The sequence below is a fragment of the Komagataeibacter xylinus genome, assembly GCF_009834365.1.
GTDB lineage: Bacteria > Pseudomonadota > Alphaproteobacteria > Acetobacterales > Acetobacteraceae > Komagataeibacter > Komagataeibacter xylinus_D.
Window position 1 is genome coordinate 1,590,358 of record NZ_CP041348.1, and the last position, 18,415, is coordinate 1,608,772.

Here is an 18,415-nt window from a genome sequence, read left to right on the forward strand (position 1 = left end):
AGCTGATGTAAATTCTGCATTCTTGGCATGATTTTTAAACCATGGCATGAATGACCGATCAGTTCGGTCAGTCCCCTAGCCTATCGGCTTTCCTCACGGGGTCAATCGAAAGTACGCGTCAACCGCGGGAGCAGGATGATTTCAATGGGCACCACGCCAGGCCATTCAGGCAAAATGCAGGCCGACGAGAGCCTGCCCCCGGGTGCCTCCGCCGCCAAGCGCCAGCAGATTCTGGCGGGGGCAGCGCGTGTCTTTGCCCACAACGGCTACGAGGGGGCCAGCATGTCGGGCATCGCGCGTGATGCCGGGGTGTCGAAGGGTACGCTCTACAATTATTTTGACAGCAAGGCCACGCTGTTCTCCGCCTTTGTCGAGCAGTGCGCATGCGAGAAGATGCCGCTCCTGTTCAGCCGCATTGATGAAGGTGCGAACCTGACGGAATCGCTCGAGCACCTGGCTGTGGCCATGATCAGGCTGCTCACCTCGCCGCTGTCGCTCATGCTCAACCGCATCATCATTTCCGAGGCAGGCAATTTTCCCGAACTGGCCGAGACGTTCTGGAAGCACGGGCCCCAGAAGGCCATCAACATCCTTTCGGCCTGGCTGATGCAGCACAATGATTCCGGCGTGCTGAACATCCCCGACCCGGTTTTTGCTGCCGAGCAGTTCTATGCTCTGTGCCAGACCCGCATTACCGCGCGTTCGCGCCTGCAACTGCCGGTCAGCACCGATCAGGCGCATATCGATTTCATTGCACGTTCGGCGGTGCGGACTTTCCTCAACGCCTATCTGCGCGAAGGGCCGCGCCTGCCGCCGGTGGTGATGGAGCGGTGAGGGCGCGCTCTGACAAAGCTGTTTGAAAAAAGCTGCCCCCGGACGTTGCCTGCCTGCGCTATGGCGCGAACCCTGACGATGATCCTTTGCCGGGGGCACGAAAAGGGGCGCTTTGGGTAGTGGTTGCTTTGACAGTAAAATAATGATTTCAAATCAATGTATTATGCGAATAGTGTTCTGGCCCACACAGGGATGAAGGGCCTGTCCTTTCGCCTTGATGCAAGCCAGTGGCCCTAACCGCACTGATAGACGACACGCGCCCGGTCGAACCGACGGGCTACGATATCGTCCTCGCGCATCATCACGTAATAGGCCCCGACATCAGAAAACCGCGCATGCGGGTCCGCCCCGATCTGCACGACGAGCCGCCACTGTGCAGCGGATTCAAGCAGTGCCTTTGCCTGAGCCGTGTTCCATACAGCACCGCCCCCGCAGTTCAGGCCATTGGCGGCAAGCTGGCTACGGGCCTGAAGGCCGTTCTGCAAGGGTTGTGGAAAGCCGCCAAACTGGTGGTTGTCACGCCTGTTTTCATCGGGCGTGCCGAAGGCATAGAACCAGTCATTATAGGCCAGGGCTTTCGCACGATCATCAAGGGAGAAGGCATCCCATCCCTTGTCGTTTAACGGTATGGGCGTGATGACGGAGCGTGGCGTGGTTACGGGAGCAGGGGGAAAGACGCAACTCCACTTATCGTTCGAGATCGTAAGCAGGGCCTGAGGCACCGGCGCGCGCACCAGTCCAGACACGGGTGACGGATCCCATATTACGCGCCACCCCACGGCGGCTTCCGGGATGAATTCTTCCGGCTCTATCCAGTAATCATAGAATACCAGCAGGCGGCCCTCAGTCGGGAAAACGGGGTCGAAACCCGGTGCCTGCGCCAGTTCGGCCAGATTGAACTGACCGAAGAAGGCCAGCGGGAAATCCGTCGCCACCGCCTGCGCTTTGGCCCGGTATTCGCGGCTGAACCGTTCGGCTCCTCCGGCGCCTGCCCATGAGGGTGGATTTGCCAGCAGGTCATCCGCTTTGTGGTTGTAGTATTGCGCCCGTCTATTGGCATCGGGGTAGGGCGGGCGCAGGGGCCAGGCCATGCCCTGCGGCAGGTCAGGGCGACCGCCGAGTTTCGAGGCCCCTGCGGGAATGGCGTCCTCATCTCCCGCCGTGGTGGGCATGAGCATGGCCGGGCGGCCCTGAGTTGCCAGATGGGCCACGATGGCAGCGGGCAGGCCGGTAGCCTGTAGTGATTGCGCCAGGGCTTCGCGGTCAGCGGGGAGTGGGGTATTGGCCATGCCGGTGTCCTTTCTCAAGAGAGGTTTTTAAATAAAAGATTGATAAAATATTTTTGTCATCACCTTTGTTTTGGAAATTTTGTGTTTATTGAAGTATATTTTGATAACTTTTATCATAAAATTATCTGAAATTATCAGAATTAACTAAATATTTATTTTAATAATATCATGTTCAGGCAGAATAACAGACCATCAGTCGGTCGTGCAATAGGGCTGCCTGTTGTCTGGAACGATACGGTGGCGCGGGGTGTCCCCGCCTCGCTGAATGATTATGTTGCATAAATACAACATCTGACAGGCCCGGCGAAGGCGGCGGCTTTTTCATGTTGTTATGTTATATTGTACCAAATAAAGCTGCGCCTCCCGAAACCACCTCACCGGATGCGAGCCTTTCCGCCATGACGCGCCTATGGTTTTTCCCCCGTCCCCTTTCCCGTGCCATGCTGGCGGCCATAACCGCGCTGACCCCTGTTGCCACCGCCCTTGCGCAGGGCGTGCCTGCCACCGCCACAACGCCGGCTGACCCGCAGGCCACTCCCGCGCAGGCGCACGCGCTCGACCGCGCCTCATCCGCGCCGGAGGCCATGACCGTCACCGCGCGGCTTGACCGCGCGCGGGTGCAGTTGCAGCCCTCCACGGGGGCAACGGTGCATGCGTTCAGCCGCAAGGCGATTGAAACCATTCCCGGTGGTGACAATACCGGGCTGAACAGCGTGCTGCTGCAGGCCCCTGGTGTGGCGCAGGACAGTTATGGCCAGATCCATGTGCGTGGCGACCATAACGAGGTGCAGTTCCGCCTTGATGGCGTGCAACTGCCCGAAGGCATGAACGTGTTCGGCCAGACGCTCATGACCCGCTTTGCCGACAACATGTCGCTCTCCACCGGCGCGCTGCCGGTGCAGTACGGCTTCCTGCAGGCAGCCGTGGTGGACATCACCACCAAGAACGGCGCGACCAACAAGGGTGGCAACGTGTCCATCTATGGTGGCGCGCGTGACTACTTCTTCCCCTCCGCGCAGTATGGGGGGCAGCACGGCAGGTGGGATTACTTCTTCACCGCCGATTACGTGCATGACCGGGTGGGTATCGAGAACACCACGTCATCCTTCAACGCGCCGCATGATTTGAGCAACCAGTACCATTTTCTGGGCCACCTGCGGTACACGGTGGATGAGAACACGCGGCTCAGCCTGATTGCGGGCGTGTCGAACGCCGAGTACCAGCTGCCCAATATCGGTGGCCAGACCTTTCCCTGCGCGGGCGATGATTCGGCCTGCGTGTCGGTGCCGGGTGCGCCAAGTGCGTCCAACCTCAATGAACGCCAGAAGCAGATTACCGATTTCGGTATCCTGTCGCTGCAAAAAGAGATCGGGGCCTTCTCGCTCCAGACATCGGTCTTCTCGCGCTACAGCAGCCTGGGCTACAGCCCCGACCCCAATATGGGCGATCTGGCCTATATGGGCATAAGCCAGCACGCCGAGCGCTCGGTCATGTCAACCGGCACCCAGAGCGACGTGACCTGGCGCGTGCGGCCTGACCATACCGTGCGCTTCGGCTTTCAGGTCTTTGCCGAGCGTAACATCACCAAGGCTGATTCACTGGTGCAGGACAGTGACAGCGGGGCGCTCCGGTCCATCCATACCGGCAATGGCCGCACGGGCGATGTCTATGGCCTGTATGTGCAGGATGAATGGCGGCCACTGCGCAATGTCACGGTCAATTACGGCCTGCGTTTTGATGGCGTGGGCGAATACACCAACGAGCACCAGCTCAGCCCGCGCATCAACGTGGTGTGGCGCGCGTGGAAGGGTGCCACCCTGCATGCAGGCTATTCCCGCTACTTCACCCCGCCGCCTTTCGAGGTGGTGGGCGGCACCGACCTGCAGCAGTTTGCCAATACATCGGGTGCGGCAGCCGGCACCGGTAGCAGCACGGTCAAGGCCGAGCGCGACCATTACTTCGATGCCGGGATCGAGCAGGTCATTCTGCCCGGCTGGCGCGTGTCGTTCGATGCCTATTACAAGCTGGCCCATAACCTGATTGATGAGGGGCAGTTCGGCGCGCCCATCATCCTGTCGGGCTTCAATTACCGGCGCGGGCAGGTGAACGGCTATGAGGTCTCGACCTCCTACGACCGCGGGCCGCTTTCGCTCTATGGCAATTTTGCGTGGTCACGCGCCATCGGCAAGGACATTACCAGCGCGCAGTTCAACTTCGCCCCTGATGACCTCAACTATATCAGCCAGCATTGGGTGCATCTCGACCATGACCAGCGCTGGACCGCCTCCGCCGGTGGGTCATACACTTTCTTCCACCGCACCGGGCACCCCACGCTGCTCTCGGCTACCATGGTGTATGGCAGCGGCCTGCGGCAGGATACGGATACCGTGCCCAATGGCGGCGTAATCCCGCAATACGCCACGTTCAACCTGGCGCTGGTGCAGTCCTTCCGCGATCTGTTTCATTCGCGCTTCCTGCGCACCACGCAACTGCGGCTGGATGTGACCAACCTGTTCGACCACCCCTACATGCTGCGCAGCGGCACGGGCATTGGCGTGGGCGCCCCGCAATACGGGTTGCGGCGTACGATCCTGACCGGTATTTCGCAGAACTTCTGATAGAAAGTAAAAGTACCCGGGTGCCGCCTTTTTTGGAAAGGCGGCATTTCTTTGAACTTTTTGAAAAAAGCCCTCATTAGAGAATTCTCATGCGCGCAGATGGCTTAATATTCGTTGCCTGATGCAATGAGCCACGCTCCATTTACCTTTCCCGGAGCAGGTATTTCATATATAAATAAACATGATGTTCTATTTTAAAATGCCAGGAATGATTTTTTGAATATTAATTGCAGTATTTCTGGAGTCCAGAACTGTTTCGGGAGTGCTCTTTTCCATCTCCCCTCCCGCCTGCCATGCAGGCTGCAAGCAGGGGCGTGAGTGGTCATGCATGATGATACGCCTTCGCTCGGCGCCGTAACGGGTACAGCCGCCACCGAACCGCAGGCCGGGACCGGTTTCCAGCCCATTACGGGCACGCACAGAACAACCCTGCTCGATGTGCTGGCCCAAACCCTGCTGAACTGGAAGTCACAGCTTGTATACGGGGTCCTGATTGGCGTGCAGTGGTCCTTCTTTGCGCAGGCCCATGTGTCACCCCCGTTTGATCATGCCATGGCCCGGAGGCAGTGGGGGCTGGCAATGGAGTTGCTGGCCATGGGGGCGTTTGCGCCTGCGGTCCTGGCGTTTATCGTTCTGGTCGGTCTGGTGTGGTTGTGGCTGTGCATCAGGTACTACTGTCGGCGTCATGTCCTGCGTAGTACGATCTATACCCTGTCCGCCAATAGCATTTCAGTCCGCGATGCCACGGGGATATATGCAGACATCCCCTGGAATGATTTCAGGATAATACGCCCGACAGGCCGCCTTCTGATCCTGCGCATGTCTGCCCAGAGCAGGCGGCTCGTCATTCCCTGGAGCAGCTTTGCCTCACAGGACGTGCAGCGCGCCCGGACACTGATCCGCAGGCTACGCATGCAGCACGCTGCCCCGACTGCCGCGCGATACCCTGCAGGCACGACGGGCCTCCTGGCGAGGGATGCGGAAGGGGACAATGTGACCGTTCCCCTGTTGCTCACGAAAGGAGAAATGTTTTCTGTATTTTTAAGGTTTGTACCCTGGGTCGTGGCCATGGTCACAGGGTGGCTGTTCATGCTGAATCTGGTTGTGATGTTCATGGTACCAGCTAACAGGGCAGTCCTGTCCTGTTCGACCAGCATGATCAATAAGGCACGCCTGCTCCTTGGTCTTGATGCACACACTGTCATGATCAATGCCAGTATTGTCATCCTCACTCTTGTGTTCCTGTCTGTTCAACATCTACGCCAGATAAAGGCACGGTCCGGGGCAAGAGTGCGGATTGATGCGAAGGGAATAAGCCTGCTGGACATGGATCAGGACAAGGTAAGGGTTTTCAACCCATGGGCGGTTCTGACCGCAACGTCTACCTCGCGCTTTTTAAAGATCAGGCAGGGAAAACGGATGTCCTTTTATTATCCATGGCGCCTTTTCAGCCCGCAGGACCGCGTGCGCATACTGGCCTGGGCCGCGCAGGCCAGAAGCACCGCACAGTCCTGAAACGCCTGTCCGTTCAATGCAGGTGTCAGACCATCGTGATGAAGGAAGGCCACCATGACCTTTTCCATCCGCCCGGCCCGACATGAAGAGGCAGTTCTGCTGCCTGCTATCGAGCGCTCTGCCGCGCAGGCTTTTCTGGCCGTGCCCGAACTCGCATGGCTGGCGCAGGCTGACGGGCTGCTCCCAGATGTGCATGCAGGCTGTATTGCCCACAATCTGTGCTGGGTTGCGGTGGATGGGCACGATCAGCCCGTTGGTTTTTTAAGCGCGCGGCAATATGGCGCTGACCTGCATGTGCTCGAAATCTCGGTTGCGCAATCGGTGCAGGGCAGGGGGCTGGGACGGTCCCTGCTGGCAGCCGCCGGTGAGGGGGCTGCGTGCCTGCCGGATGTTTCGCGCCTGACACTGACCACATTCCGCACCGTTGCGTGGAACGCGCCATTTTATGCGCGAGCGGGCTTTCGCCTGCTTGCGCCCACGGCACAGGATGCACGTCTGGCTAATCTGCTGCGGGATGAGGAAGCAAACGATTTTCCCCCCGGTTCCCGCTGCGCCATGGTGCGTGAGATTACCCCCGCGGGCGGGGCCTGAAAGCCAACCGACTCAGCGGAGGGGCCAGAAAAAAAGGCGACCCCGCAGGGCCGCCCTTTCCACATTGTTGCACGGAGCGAATAAGGTCAGGAATTGATCCGCTCGCCATGCAGGCTCATGTCGAGACCTTCCATTTCCTCATCGCGCGTCACGCGCAGGCCGATGGTCAGGTCAATGGCCTTGAGCAGGATGAAGGTCAGCACCGCGCACCATACCACAGTAATGCCGACCGATTCCGCCTGTGCCACGAACTGGTGGAACGACCCGCTCACGCCCTCCGGGCTGGCATCGGTGGCCGAAAGCGGGCCATAGGCAAACACGCCGGTCAGCAGCGCGCCCACAATGCCGCCAATGCCATGCACGCCAAAGGCGTCGAGGCTGTCATCATAGCCCATCATGTGCTTGAGGCCCGTCGCCCCCCAGAAGCAGACCACGCCCGCGATCAGCCCGATCATCAGCGCGCCGCCCGGCAGCACGAAGCCCGCTGCGGGCGTAATGGCCACCAGGCCACCCACCGCGCCCGAGATGATGCCCAGCACGGTGGGCTTGCCGGTCTTGATCCATTCGGCGCACATCCACGACACGCCAGCGGCGGCGGCGGCAATCTGGGTGGTGGCCATGGCCATGCCCGCGCGCCCGTTGGCGCCACCGGCGGAGCCTGCGTTGAAGCCGAACCAGCCCACCCACAGCAGGGATGCGCCAATGATGGCATAGGTCAGGTTGTAGGGTGAGAAGTCGTCCTCCCCAAAGCCCTTGCGCCGCCCCATCACCAGGGCTGCGACGAGGCCCGCGATACCTGCGTTGATATGCACCACCGTGCCACCGGCAAAGTCGATCGCGCCAATCTTGGCCGCCACCCAGCCATCCGGCCCCCACACCCAGTGGGCCACGGGCACGTACACGATCAGCGACCAGATGATGGTGAACACGCACAGGGCGCTGAACTTCATGCGTTCGGCAAATGCGCCGGTAATCAGCGCGGGCGTGATGATGGCGAAGGTCATCTGGAAGGTCATCCAGACACTTTCGGGAATGGTCATGGTGGTGGCGGCAGGCGTGCCGGCCGCCATGGTGAAGGCCACGTCACTGCCCTTGCTGATGCCTGCGCCCAGCCCGTTGAGCATCACGCGTGACAGCCCGCCAATGAAGGCGTTGCCCGAGGTAAAGGTCAGGCTGTAGCCCAGCACCATCCACACCACTGTCATGATGCAGCAGATGGAGAAGGACTGCATGAGGGTGGCCAGCACGTTCTTCTTGCGCACCATGCCCGCATAGAACAGCGCAAGGCCGGGGATGGTCATCATCAGCACAAGTGCGGTGCTGACCAGCATCCAGGCGGTATCGCCCGTGTCGATGGCGGGAGGGGCATCGGCCGCCATGGCGGGCAGGCTGGCCATTGACGCGCCAAAAGCCGCCGCCGCCAGCCCGGCATGGCGGGCGCTTTTGCCAATCTTCTTGATCACAGCGCGTTTTCTCCGGTTTCCTGTGTCCTGATCCGTATTGCCTGCTGCAGGTCGAGAACGAAAATCTTGCCATCACCGATCTTGCCCGTGCACGAGGCGGACTGGATGACTTCCACCACCTTGTCGCACTGTGCATCGGGCACCGCGATCTCGAGCTTGATCTTGGGCAGGAACTGGATGTTGTATTCCGCGCCGCGATAGATTTCGGTCTGGCCTTTCTGGCGGCCATATCCCTTCACCTCTGTTGCGGTCAGGGCGTCCACCCCGATGGAATGCAACCCTTCGCGTACCTCATCGAGCTTGAACGGCTTGATGATGGCAATAACGAATTTCATCTCGTCCCCTTCCTGCCTTGCCCCTGAAACACCACCTGATGGTTACTGTTCCGTACAGGCAACCATATCGCGAAGCAATATGAAGTTGCTAGCGTCTTTCAGCGCCGTTGTGCAGGGTCCGGGTGTTGCCATTATCGGTGTGGCGTGTTCGCCATTTCTGACCTGCGGCGCGGAAGGGGTGGCGCAGCGCTGCCGATACGCCCGCCACCACCGCCGAATCGCAGTCGATCAGGGGCATGACAGAACGCACGCATCCGCCCTGGGGCATGGCGCGCGGGCCGGGGCATCCGCGCGTGTTAAACCGGCTTGGCGCGCCCCGCCTTATCCGGCATATCCCATGCCATCATGACCCAACCCGCTTCCGCTCCCGCGCCTCGTGGCGCATCCACCGCATGGCCGGTCATGGCCATGGCGGTCATTGCCACCGGTTTCCTGTCGGGCGTGGGGGGCACGGTGCTGTCTGTGCTGCTGCACATGATCCAGCATGTCGCCTATGGCTACGGCCAGCCCGGCGGCCCGCATACATTCGTGCAGGGCGTGAGTGCCGCGCCTCCATGGCGCCGGGTTGCCGCGCTGTGTGCTGCGGGCGTTGTGGCGGGTGTGGGCTGGTGGGCGCTGGGCCGTTTTGGCAGGCCGCTGGTCAGCATTGCGGCGGCTGTAGGCAAGACGGGGCTGGGCAAGCCCATGCCTGCGCTGTCCACCACGGTGCATGTGCTGCTCCAGATCGTGACGGTGGCCCTTGGCTCGCCGCTTGGCCGCGAGGTCGCGCCGCGTGAACTCGGCGCGGTGCTGGCCACCGGCACCGGCCACGTGCTGCGGCTTGCGCCTGATGACCGGCGCATCATCATCGCCTGCGGGGCGGGGGCCGGGCTGTCCGCCGTCTATAACGTGCCGCTGGGGGGGGCGCTGTTCATACTCGAGGTGCTGCTCGGCACGGTGGGCCAGCGCGCGGTGCTGTGCGCGGTGGGCGCTTCGGCCATCGGGGCGTTCGTGCCATGGGCGGTGCTGGGCAACCTGCACCAGTATGAGATCGGACCGATGGCGGTGACCGCGCCGGTCGTGCTGTGGGCGCTGTGCGCGGGGCCGGTCATCGGCGTGGGCGCGCAACTGGCCAAGCGGCTGATGGCCGTGGTGCAGAACCGCGCCGCGCGGGGCGGGGCGCGCATTGCCTGGTGTCTTGTGGTGTTTCCACTGCTGGGGCTGCTGTCATGTTTCTACCCTCAGTTGCCCGGTAACGGGCGCGGGCCGATGCAGCTTGCGCTGGCGGCACAGCTGGGCACGGAGCTTGCCGCCATCGTGCTGGTGCTCAAGATTGTCGTCATCATGGGGGCGCTGCGGGCAGGGGCTGCGGGCGGCCTGCTGACGCCCAGCCTGACCATGGGCGCCCTGCTGGCTACCGTGCTGGCGGGGGGGTGGAATGCCTGCCTGCCCATGGTGGATGTGGGCACGGTCGCCCTTCTGGGTGGCATTGCCTTTCTGGGCACGTTCATGTCCATGCCGCTCACTGCGCTGGCGCTTGGTTTCGAGTTCACCCATGTGGGGCATGACATGTGGATTCCCGCCTTCCTCACGCTGGCAGGGGCGCTGCTTGCCTTCCGGGTCTGCGCGAAGGCTGGCAAGCCGCCTGCCGCCCAGACCCAGCCTGCTGCGCCGGGCAGCATGTCGGCCCGGTCCTGAAATACAGACGGCATGAAAGTTTCTGGGCGCCGCCTTTTTTAAACGGGGCGGCGTTCCCTGAAGCTTTTTGAAAGAGCTTCACCAAAACTTCTGTCTGCCGTAAGGGCGATAAAAAGAGGCGACACCGTTACCGATGCCGCCTCTTTTTTCTGAGAACAGTCGCCGTTTTCAATTTCAACGAACCGTCAGTGTCTTTCATTCCATGCGCAGGGGGCTGCCACAACCGGCACGCCCTCACGTTTGGCTGATCTCACGCCATCGTGGCCCCGGGCTTATTTCTCGGCAAACGGGTCGAAGTCGCCGTCGTTCTCGCGCACGCTCCACCAGCCTTTGTTCCAGTCCTCATAGGCGGGCAGGGTTTCATCAAACGGGTTTTCGATCAGCGGCTCGCCCTTGGTGGCGGCTGCCTTGCCCTGTGCAAAGGCGTCGGGCGGGGTCTGGTCGGTCATGTCGGGTCCTGACTTGTGTGCCTGGCAATGCGGCAGGCTTACACCATGCGCCCGCCTCCCGCAGCCCCGCATGGCGGAAGGGCGTAATGCGCTGGGCGCAGGTGTTGGGCGCACGATTGTGCCCGGGCTGCCTTACATCGTAGGATACGTGACCGCCTCTGCGCGTTATGGGATAAGGGCGCTGGCACGGGCGTAATTTCGCCAGCCAGGGACTGACATCCGTCAAGAGATTTTAGGGAAGAACGACACATATGAACGTGAAGCTGTTTGCATCCCGCCGCGTGGCGCTGGCGCTGGCCGGCGTGGTTGCGGGCGCGTCTGCTGCCGCAATGCCCGCCATGGCGCAGGCCCCGGTCATCGTGGGCAACCAGACGGCGACCGCCACGGTCGAGAGCGTGGACCACGAGGCCGGCATGATCCTGCTGCGCGACAAGGCAGGCAACCTCGACACCGTGCGCGTCGACCCCGACCTGCGCGCCAAGCTGCCGGTGCTCAACCCCGGTGACAAGATCGGCCTGCGCATTGTCCGCACCATCGACGCCGCCATCGCCCCGCCCGGCGCGCCGCTGCCAGAATCGACCGAGAATGCTGCCGGCACCCGCACCGGCCCGCACCCGCATGGCATGATGGTGTCCTTCAAGCGCGAGCGCGTGAAGGTGACCGGCGTTGATACCACGCGCAATCAGGTCGTGTTTGTTGACCCTGATGACATCACCCGCGTGGTGCTGGTGCGCCAGAAGGCGATGCAGGACTTCCTGAAAACCATCAAGCCCGGCGATGAAGTCGATACCACGGTCATGGATGCGGTGTCGTTCTCGGTGCTCAGCCGACTTCCGTCCTGACGGCGGCCAGCGGCGGCCGGTGGGCGGCGGGATAATCCTCCGCCCATTGCAGCGGGCCGCGTTGGTCCAGAAAACCGGGTATGTCCTCGATGATCCGCGCCGCCTGCTCAAGGCAGGCCATGGCCTCGACCTGGGCTGCCGGGCGCAGGGTCAGGGCATCGGGCGGGCAGAGTATGGTCGCCGCCCGCCGCAGGCTAGCCGCCGTGAGCAGCGGGTTGTGTGCCAGTTCGCTAAAGGTGCCCAGCGCATCATAGATCGCCGCCTGCTGCGCACCCATGATGTCGGGGCTGCCTGCAATGGTGCGGATGCGCTCGATCAGCCGCCCGAGCGAAAGCGTAGCCAGCGCCGCATCGATATATTCATGCATGCTGGCGGGCCGGGCGAAGAACGACAGCCGCATGGCCAGCCGGATCACCTTCTGCAGTTGCAGGTTCTCCCATACCAGCCATTCCTTGCCCTGCCTGCGGCCTGAAAGCGCCAGCCGACGCAGGCTGCGCGTGAGCGACATGACCAGGCGGGCTGCATCAAGCCGGTGGTTGGGCGGCAAAATCACGCGGAATGACAGCACAAGCATGATGCAGCCCATGAACAGCGCCATCCACCCGTTGAACAGGCTGATGTCGTTATAATAATGGATGGGGTTGTTGACCTGCAGCATCACGGTCGAGAACACACCGTAACCAAAGCCGCCCACGCCGAATTTGGGGTGGAACTGCAACCACACGCCGGGCAGCAGCATGATGCATAGCGAGAGCCACAGCAGCGGGTAGCCATCAATCTGCGGCAGCAGGAAGATATGGCACAGCAGCCCCGCCGGTATGCCCAGCGCCGTGCCTGCCGCCATCATCCCCGCCGCGCGTGAGGCGGAGGGCAGGGTGGAGAGCAGGCTTGCCGCTGCCACCACGTACAGCATCATGGTCGGCCCCGCCGTCCAGTGCAGCACGTACCAGATCAGCGTGGTCAGCAGCGTGATCAGCGCGCCGCGGGCTGCGTTGCGCAGCGCGGTGGGCCATTCCAGATAGGGTTGCAGGCGCAGTTTGCGCCCCGCACTGCCCCGGCGCGAGAGGTCCTGCAGCGCCGTGTCGATCTGGCCGAGCAGGTCCTGAATGTCATCAAGGAACAGCAGCGAGCGGGGCGAATGGGTGGCGCGCGCCTCATCGATCATGATGGCCCGCGCATGCTGGATGCGCGCGCAGCCCTGCGTCCACATTCCTTCGAGCGCCTGGTCTTTTGTCAGGTCCAGCAGGGTGTGCAGCATGGCCTCGATCTCGCCATGCACCGTGCGGTCCTGCTCGGTGTCAGCAGGGGTGATGGTGTGGGGATGGTACGAGGCCACGATGCCTGAAAGCCGTGCGAGCCCTGCCCTGATCTCGCGCTGGCGCACGCTGATGTCGTAATTGTCGGCCGCCGCGTATTCCACCGCATCCGACAGGCGGGCAATGCGGGTGAGCATGGCCGCGCGGCTGTCATGAAACGTGGAGGGCAGGGCGCGGAACGTGCTGCCGGGCAGGGCATCGGGGTTCTGCGCGGGCACATTGCTGTAGCCCTGGTGGAAGGTCAGGATATAGCTGACCGTATCACGGAACAGGGCATGGATCTGGGTGAACAGCGTGTCCGACCGCCGCGGCGAGGTGACCATGAACACCGCCGCCGTGGTGACAATGCCCACCACCACGGCGGCAAGGCGCGACATGGCGGAGAGGAAGATGCCATCGGGGTTGTCAAACGCGGGGGCGGAGATGATGACGATGGTATAACCGGTCAGCACCGCGGCATAGGCGCGGAACAGCCGCAGGAAGGTGGCCGCCATGCAGGCCAGCCCCACCACCACCGACAGCCCCATGAAATACAGCACCGGTGACTGCACGAACACCGCCATCAGCCCCACGCTGATCGTGGCCCCGATGATGGTGCCGATGATGCGCCACACGCTTTTTGAAACCAGCGCCCCCACCGTGGGGTTGGCCACGATCATGACCGTGGTGACCGAACTCATGGGCGACTGGAGCTGGAACGAGAAGGCCAGGAACAGCGCAATGCCCACCGAAAGCAGCGCGCGCGCGCTGAACGCCGCCGTGGTGCGGGTGGCGGCCCATTGGGCATCATCGGAGAAAATGCGCTTCAGGCTGGACAACATTGGGCGAAAAACTCCCGGCAGCGGCGTAGGGGCTACCTGATAAACCCGGCGGTGGGAAGAGCAGAAAATACGCAGCCGGAATTTATTGTATGACAATTAGTGTCATGTCAATTATATTGATACTACCGGTTCTGCCGCCGGGCAGCCATCTCCATAAATGGTCATGATTCTGCGCCCCCCGCATGCTATCGCGCGGCAGGCACCGTGGCCGCGACCCGACCAACCAGCACAGGGAATGCTCATGACCGACCGTTCGCCACTGCCCGATATCGAGGGCACGGGTTTCCAGGACATGCGAATGACCTTCCTCACCATGCGGCTCGCCAATACCTGGCGGCTGGTGCTTGACCGCGCCCTGCGGGTGGAGGGCATGAGCATGGCGATGATGCGCCCGCTCGCCTACCTGATGATGCTGCCCGATGGCGTAAGCCAGCGCGCGCTCGCCCATGCCATGAACACCGACAGTTCGGCCCTGGTGCGCGTGCTTGACCTGCTGGAGGATGAAGGGCTGGTCGAACGCCGCCCCGACCCCGCTGACCGCCGCGCCAAGACCCTGCACCTGACCGCGCGCGGCACGCGCAAATGCGCAGCCCTGCACCAGATCTGCGCAGGCATGGAGGCCCGTGTGCTCGGTGGCGTGGAGGCTGGGCAGGTGCAGGCCATGATGGATGTGCTGGCCGTAGTGCTGCGCCACGCGGAGGGCGTGCTGCGTGAGGGCGAGGGAGCAGCCTGTGCTGATAACGCGCCCTGAAATGATGTACATCAGTTTATCGTGCGGCCCGGTGGTATAGAAGACTGGGTTCTGGTGTTCCCCGCATTGGCTTTAAAGGTTCCCTCCATGATCGTATTGCTCCACCCCGTTGCGACCGGCCCGCGCCTTTGCGGCAGCATGGGGCCGATGGCATGAAGTGGCGTGACGCAGCGATTGGCGCGGGGCTTGTCGTGGTGGCGGCAGGTTGCGGCGTGGGGTGGTACGTGGTGCAGCACCGGGGCGAACTGCCGCCGGGGCTGGCGCGTGCCAACGGGCGGCTGGAACTCGCCCGTATCGATGTGGCGGTCAAATATCCCGGTCGCATTACCGAACTCGATTTCAATGAGGGCGATACGGTCGCAGCCAGTCAGGTGCTGGCGCGTGAGGATGACATCAGCGCCCGCGCCAGCCTTGACGCCGCCCGCGCCCATCTGCGCGCAGCCCAGGCCGACGTGGCGCGCGCGCAGGCCGAGCACGATGCCCGGCAGGCAACCCTGCACCTCGCGCAGCACGACATGGACCACGCGCAGACCATGTTCCGCCAGCACCTTGTCTCTGACATGGAAGTGACCCAGCACCAGACCAATCTCGACACCGCCACCGCAGCGGCCGAGGCCGCCGGGCGCGCGGTGGATGGCGCGCAGGCCGTGGCCGATGCAGCCCAGGCGCAGGTGGCGCAGGCTCAGTCCGCCGAGGATGACATGACCATCCGCGCCCCCGTGGCGGGCCGGATCGAATACCGCATCGTGGAAAAAGGCGCCGTGCTGCCTGGCGGCGGCCGCGTGGCCTCCCTGCTCAACCCGGCGGATATGTACCTGACCGTGTTCTATCCTTCGCAGCAGGCGGGGCAGCTGCATGTGGGCGATCAGGCGCGCATCGCCCTTGACGCGCTGCACCAGCAGGTCATTCCCGCCACCATTTCCTTCGTCTCGCCCGAGGCGCAGTTCACCCCCAAATATGTCGAGACCGCAACCGAGCGCGACAAGCTGGTCTATCGCGTCAAGTTGCGGGTCAGCCCCGAAACGGCAGCGCGTTATGGCAGCGTGCTCAAGGCAGGCATGACGGGTGATGGCTATGTGCGCACCGATCCTGCTGTCCATTGGCCCGCAAGCCTCGATGTGGCCGATGCCCCGCAATGAGCGAGGCCGCGCCCCATAATCCGCCGGGTATCCGCATTGCCGGGGTCACGCACCGCTACGGCGCGGTCACGGCGCTGGCGGATGTGACGCTGGACCTGCCCGCGGGCACCACCATTGGCCTTGTGGGGCCTGATGGCGTGGGCAAGTCCACCCTGCTCGGGCTGATTGCAGGCGTGCGCAGGCTCCAGTCGGGCCGGCTTGATGTGCTGGGAGCGGATATAGGTGAGCGCCACGCGCGCGAGGCGTTCCTGCCGCGTGTCGCCTTCATGCCGCAGGGGCTGGGGCGCAACCTGTATCCCACTCTTTCGGTGTGGGAGAACATCGACTTCTTTGCCCGCCTGTTCGGCATGGATGCCCGCGAGCGCGATGCCCGCATCCAGCGCCTGCTTGATGCAACGGGCCTTGCCCCGTTCCCCGACCGCGCGGCGGGCCATCTTTCGGGCGGCATGAAGCAGAAGGTCAGTCTGTGCTGTGCGCTGGTGCATGATCCCGACCTGCTGATCCTTGATGAACCCACCACCGGCGTCGATCCGCTCTCGCGCCAGCAGTTCTGGACACTGGTGGACCAGTTGCGCCGCGAGCGCCCCACCATGACCGTGATCGTCTCCACCGCCTACATGGAGGAAGCCGAGCGGTTTGCGTGGCTGGTGGCGATGGATGACGGCAAGGTGCTGATCAGCGACCAGACGCAAAAGGTGCTCGAGCGCACGCACGCCACATCGCTGGAGGCGGCGTATATCTCGCTCCTGCCCGAGGGCAAGCGGCAGGAAGCCAGCGGCTTCGTCATTCCGCCCTATGCCAATCCCGGCGGCCCGCCCGCCATCGAGGCCGAGCACCTGACCCGCCGCTTCGGCAGCTTTACGGCAGTAAGCGATGTGAGCTTTACCATCAGCCGGGGCGAGATATTCGGCTTCCTCGGCTCGAATGGCTGCGGCAAGTCCACCACCATGAAGATGCTGACCGGCCTGCTTGATGCCAGCAGCGGCACGGCAAAACTCTTTGGCGAGCAGATCACGGCGGGCGATATGAAAACCCGCATGCGCATCGGCTACATGTCGCAGGCGTTCTCGCTGTATGAGGAACTGACCGTGCGGCAGAACCTCATGCTGCAGGCGCGGCTGTACCGCATTCCGGCAGCGCAGGCCGCGCAGCGCGTGGCGCAGGCCATCGAATCGTTCGAACTCAGCGCGTGCGCCGATGTCAGCCCCGCCTCCCTGCCGCTGGGTATCCGCCAGCGCCTGCAACTGGCTGCGGCGTGCATCAACAACCCCGAAATCCTGATCCTTGATGAGCCGACCTCCGGCGTGGACCCGGCTGCGCGTGACATGTTCTGGCGGCACCTCATCCGCCTGTCGCGTCAGGATCATGTGACGATTTTCGTCTCGACCCATTTCATGAACGAAGCCGCGCGGTGCGACCGTATCTCGCTCATGCATCGCGGCCATGTGCTGGCCGTGGGCACGCCCGCCGAACTGGTGAAAAAGCGCAACGCCCCCAGTCTTGAGGCCGCCTTCATCGCCTATTTGCAGGATGCCGAGGCCGCGACCGATGCGCAGGAACACGCGGCGGCTCCCGCGCGGCAGGGTGCGGCACGTACATGGTGGCATGCGCTGGGCGGGAGGCTGTCGGCGCGGTTTGGTGCCGTGGGGGGCGCGTGGCTGCCGCGTGCCTGGGCCTTTGCCCGGCGCGAGGGGGTGGAACTGCTGCGCGACCGGCTGCGGCTGACCTTCGCCCTGATCGGCCCGCTGATCCTGCTGGTGGTGGCGGCCTCGAGCATTTCGTTCGATGTGGAAGGCGTGCGTTTTACGGTTGATGACCATGACCGCACCACCATCAGCCGGGACCTGATCGACAGTTTTCGCGGCTCCACCTATTTCCATGAACTCGCCCCCGTGGCGGATGCCGACGGGCTGGACCGCGAGATCCGCAATGGCACGGTGCAACTGGCGCTCGACATCCCCGCAGGCTTCGCGCGTGATCTCGAGGCCGGGCGCAGGCCCGAGATCGGGGTCATCATTGATGGCGCGGTGCCGTTCCTCGCGGCCAATGTGCGTGCCTACGTGACCGGCGTGCTGGCCGGTTACGCCAGCACGCTGGGCCGCGCCATGCCGCAGGGGGCCGTGATTCCCATCACCGTGGAGCCGCGCTTTTCCTACAATCAGGAATTCCGCAGCATCTACGCCATGACGCCGGGCGTGATCATGCTTGCCCTCATCCTCATTCCCACCATGCTCACCGCCCTGGGCGTGGTGCGCGAGAAGGAGGTGGGCTCCATTGTCAATCTCTACGCATCCCCTGCCTCGGTGGGGCAGTACCTCATGGGCAAGCAGGCGCCTTACGTGGCGCTGGCCACCATCAGCTATTTCATGCTCGTGCTGGTGGCCGTGGTGGTGATGGGGGTGCCGCTCAAGGGGTCATTGCTTGCCCTCACGCTGGGGGGCGTGCTGTTCGTGCTGTCGGCCACCGGGCTGGGGCTGCTGATTTCCACTTTTGTCAGCTCGCAGGTGGCGGCCATTTTCGGCACGTCGATCATCTGCCTCATCCCGGCAGTCAACTTTTCCGGCCTGCTCTATCCGGCCTCAACACTTACAGGCATCAGCCGCCTCGTGGGCCTGGGCTTTCCGGCCACGTGGTACCAGCTCATCAGCCTGGGCTGCTTTACCAAGGGGCTGGGGGTGGCAAGCTTCGGGCCGATGTATCTGGCGCTGGGCGGGTTTGGCGCAAGCTACATGCTGGCCGCCCGCCTTCTGCTGAAAAAACAGGAAGCCTGAGCAC

General features: G+C 62.9%; 15 protein-coding genes. 9 read left to right on the forward strand and 6 right to left on the reverse strand.

Annotation, left to right across the window (positions count from 1 at the left end; all coding sequences use genetic code 11):
* Positions 1–144: 144 nt before the first annotated feature.
* Positions 145–834: a TetR/AcrR family transcriptional regulator gene (locus tag FMA36_RS07675; RefSeq protein ID WP_159261858.1), complete on the forward strand. Its 690-nt coding sequence runs from the start codon at positions 145–147 to the stop codon at positions 832–834.
* A 233-nt stretch (positions 835–1,067) separates the two neighbouring features.
* Here the strand turns inward: FMA36_RS07675 and FMA36_RS07680 are convergent, their stop codons facing one another.
* Positions 1,068–2,123, reverse strand: a complete 1,056-nt coding sequence (locus tag FMA36_RS07680; protein ID WP_159261859.1) for a DUF1963 domain-containing protein — start codon at positions 2,121–2,123, stop codon at positions 1,068–1,070.
* Positions 2,124–2,521: 398 nt separating this feature from the next.
* Between FMA36_RS07680 and FMA36_RS07685 the strand changes: the two genes are divergently transcribed.
* The 3 genes from FMA36_RS07685 (at position 2,522) to FMA36_RS07695 (ending at position 6,847) form a co-directional block, all read left to right on the forward strand.
* The gene (locus FMA36_RS07685; protein ID WP_159261860.1) at positions 2,522–4,741 is read left to right on the forward strand and encodes a TonB-dependent receptor; all 2,220 of its coding nucleotides are present in this window, start codon (positions 2,522–2,524) and stop codon (positions 4,739–4,741) included.
* Between the two features lie 324 nt (positions 4,742–5,065).
* Positions 5,066–6,256: a hypothetical protein gene (locus FMA36_RS07690; RefSeq protein ID WP_159261861.1), complete on the forward strand. Its 1,191-nt coding sequence runs from the start codon at positions 5,066–5,068 to the stop codon at positions 6,254–6,256.
* Positions 6,257–6,310: 54 nt separating this feature from the next.
* Positions 6,311–6,847, forward strand: a complete 537-nt coding sequence (locus tag FMA36_RS07695) for a GNAT family N-acetyltransferase (RefSeq protein WP_159261862.1) — start codon at positions 6,311–6,313, stop codon at positions 6,845–6,847.
* A gap of 86 nt (positions 6,848–6,933) precedes the next feature.
* Here the strand turns inward: FMA36_RS07695 and FMA36_RS07700 are convergent, their stop codons facing one another.
* The 3 genes from FMA36_RS07700 to FMA36_RS07710 form a co-directional block, all read right to left on the reverse strand.
* Positions 6,934–8,310 (reverse strand): ammonium transporter, encoded by a 1,377-nt coding sequence (locus FMA36_RS07700; protein ID WP_159261863.1) that lies wholly within the window; start codon positions 8,308–8,310, stop codon positions 6,934–6,936.
* Positions 8,307–8,645, reverse strand: a complete 339-nt coding sequence (locus FMA36_RS07705) for a P-II family nitrogen regulator (protein ID WP_061273594.1) — start codon at positions 8,643–8,645, stop codon at positions 8,307–8,309. Before FMA36_RS07705 ends, FMA36_RS07700 begins: the two co-directional genes overlap by 4 nt.
* Before the next feature lie 88 nt (positions 8,646–8,733).
* A complete protein-coding gene (locus FMA36_RS07710; RefSeq protein ID WP_159261864.1) occupies positions 8,734–8,913 on the reverse strand; it encodes a hypothetical protein in 180 nt (59 codons plus the stop codon).
* A gap of 134 nt (positions 8,914–9,047) precedes the next feature.
* On the opposite strand from FMA36_RS07710, the gene FMA36_RS07715 reads away from it, so the two are divergent.
* Positions 9,048–10,322 carry a chloride channel protein gene (locus FMA36_RS07715; RefSeq protein WP_159263736.1) on the forward strand — a complete coding sequence of 425 codons (1,275 nt, stop codon included), beginning with the start codon at positions 9,048–9,050 and terminating at the stop codon, positions 10,320–10,322.
* 272 nt (positions 10,323–10,594) lie between these two features.
* Here FMA36_RS07715 and FMA36_RS19175 read toward each other — a convergent pair whose 3' ends face one another.
* Positions 10,595–10,771 carry a hypothetical protein gene (locus FMA36_RS19175; protein ID WP_167370183.1) on the reverse strand — a complete coding sequence of 59 codons (177 nt, stop codon included), beginning with the start codon at positions 10,769–10,771 and terminating at the stop codon, positions 10,595–10,597.
* A gap of 251 nt (positions 10,772–11,022) precedes the next feature.
* Here FMA36_RS19175 and FMA36_RS07720 point away from each other — a divergent pair, with 251 nt between their 5' ends.
* Positions 11,023–11,613: a preprotein translocase subunit YajC gene (locus FMA36_RS07720; RefSeq protein ID WP_159261865.1), complete on the forward strand. Its 591-nt coding sequence runs from the start codon at positions 11,023–11,025 to the stop codon at positions 11,611–11,613.
* Here the strand turns inward: FMA36_RS07720 and FMA36_RS07725 are convergent.
* Positions 11,594–13,750, reverse strand: a complete 2,157-nt coding sequence (locus FMA36_RS07725) for an FUSC family protein (protein WP_159261866.1) — start codon at positions 13,748–13,750, stop codon at positions 11,594–11,596. The genes FMA36_RS07720 and FMA36_RS07725 overlap by 20 nt on opposite strands.
* 241 nt (positions 13,751–13,991) lie before the next feature.
* Here FMA36_RS07725 and FMA36_RS07730 point away from each other — a divergent pair, with 241 nt between their 5' ends.
* From FMA36_RS07730 to rbbA, 3 genes are all read left to right on the forward strand, one after another.
* Positions 13,992–14,501, forward strand: a complete 510-nt coding sequence (locus FMA36_RS07730; RefSeq protein WP_408885652.1) for a MarR family winged helix-turn-helix transcriptional regulator — start codon at positions 13,992–13,994, stop codon at positions 14,499–14,501.
* Between the two features lie 152 nt (positions 14,502–14,653).
* Entirely contained in the window at positions 14,654–15,640 is a 987-nt protein-coding gene (locus FMA36_RS07735; RefSeq protein WP_159261867.1) for an HlyD family secretion protein, read from the forward strand.
* Positions 15,637–18,411 (forward strand): ribosome-associated ATPase/putative transporter RbbA, encoded by a 2,775-nt coding sequence (rbbA, locus tag FMA36_RS07740; RefSeq protein ID WP_159261868.1) that lies wholly within the window; start codon positions 15,637–15,639, stop codon positions 18,409–18,411. The genes FMA36_RS07735 and rbbA overlap by 4 nt, the downstream gene beginning before the upstream one ends.
* Positions 18,412–18,415 lie beyond the last annotated feature (4 nt).

What these genes read in the sequence shown, in the direction of transcription:
- FMA36_RS07720 (WP_159261865.1), top strand. Translation starts at nt 11,023, where the DNA reads ATGAACGTGAAGCTGTTTGCATCCCGCCGCGTGGCGCTGGCGCTGGCC.
- FMA36_RS07735 (WP_159261867.1), top strand. Translation starts at nt 14,654, where the DNA reads ATGAAGTGGCGTGACGCAGCGATTGGCGCGGGGCTTGTCGTGGTGGCG.
- FMA36_RS07685 (WP_159261860.1), top strand. Translation starts at nt 2,522, where the DNA reads ATGACGCGCCTATGGTTTTTCCCCCGTCCCCTTTCCCGTGCCATGCTG.
- FMA36_RS07710 (WP_159261864.1), bottom strand. Translation starts at nt 8,913, where the DNA reads ATGCCCCAGGGCGGATGCGTGCGTTCTGTCATGCCCCTGATCGACTGC.
- FMA36_RS07730 (WP_408885652.1), top strand. Translation starts at nt 13,992, where the DNA reads ATGACCGACCGTTCGCCACTGCCCGATATCGAGGGCACGGGTTTCCAG.
- rbbA (WP_159261868.1), top strand. Translation starts at nt 15,637, where the DNA reads ATGAGCGAGGCCGCGCCCCATAATCCGCCGGGTATCCGCATTGCCGGG.
- FMA36_RS07695 (WP_159261862.1), top strand. Translation starts at nt 6,311, where the DNA reads ATGACCTTTTCCATCCGCCCGGCCCGACATGAAGAGGCAGTTCTGCTG.
- FMA36_RS07680 (WP_159261859.1), bottom strand. Translation starts at nt 2,123, where the DNA reads ATGGCCAATACCCCACTCCCCGCTGACCGCGAAGCCCTGGCGCAATCA.
- FMA36_RS07705 (WP_061273594.1), bottom strand. Translation starts at nt 8,645, where the DNA reads ATGAAATTCGTTATTGCCATCATCAAGCCGTTCAAGCTCGATGAGGTA.
- FMA36_RS19175 (WP_167370183.1), bottom strand. Translation starts at nt 10,771, where the DNA reads ATGACCGACCAGACCCCGCCCGACGCCTTTGCACAGGGCAAGGCAGCC.
- FMA36_RS07715 (WP_159263736.1), top strand. Translation starts at nt 9,048, where the DNA reads ATGGCCATGGCGGTCATTGCCACCGGTTTCCTGTCGGGCGTGGGGGGC.
- FMA36_RS07675 (WP_159261858.1), top strand. Translation starts at nt 145, where the DNA reads ATGGGCACCACGCCAGGCCATTCAGGCAAAATGCAGGCCGACGAGAGC.
- FMA36_RS07725 (WP_159261866.1), bottom strand. Translation starts at nt 13,750, where the DNA reads ATGTTGTCCAGCCTGAAGCGCATTTTCTCCGATGATGCCCAATGGGCC.
- FMA36_RS07690 (WP_159261861.1), top strand. Translation starts at nt 5,066, where the DNA reads ATGCATGATGATACGCCTTCGCTCGGCGCCGTAACGGGTACAGCCGCC.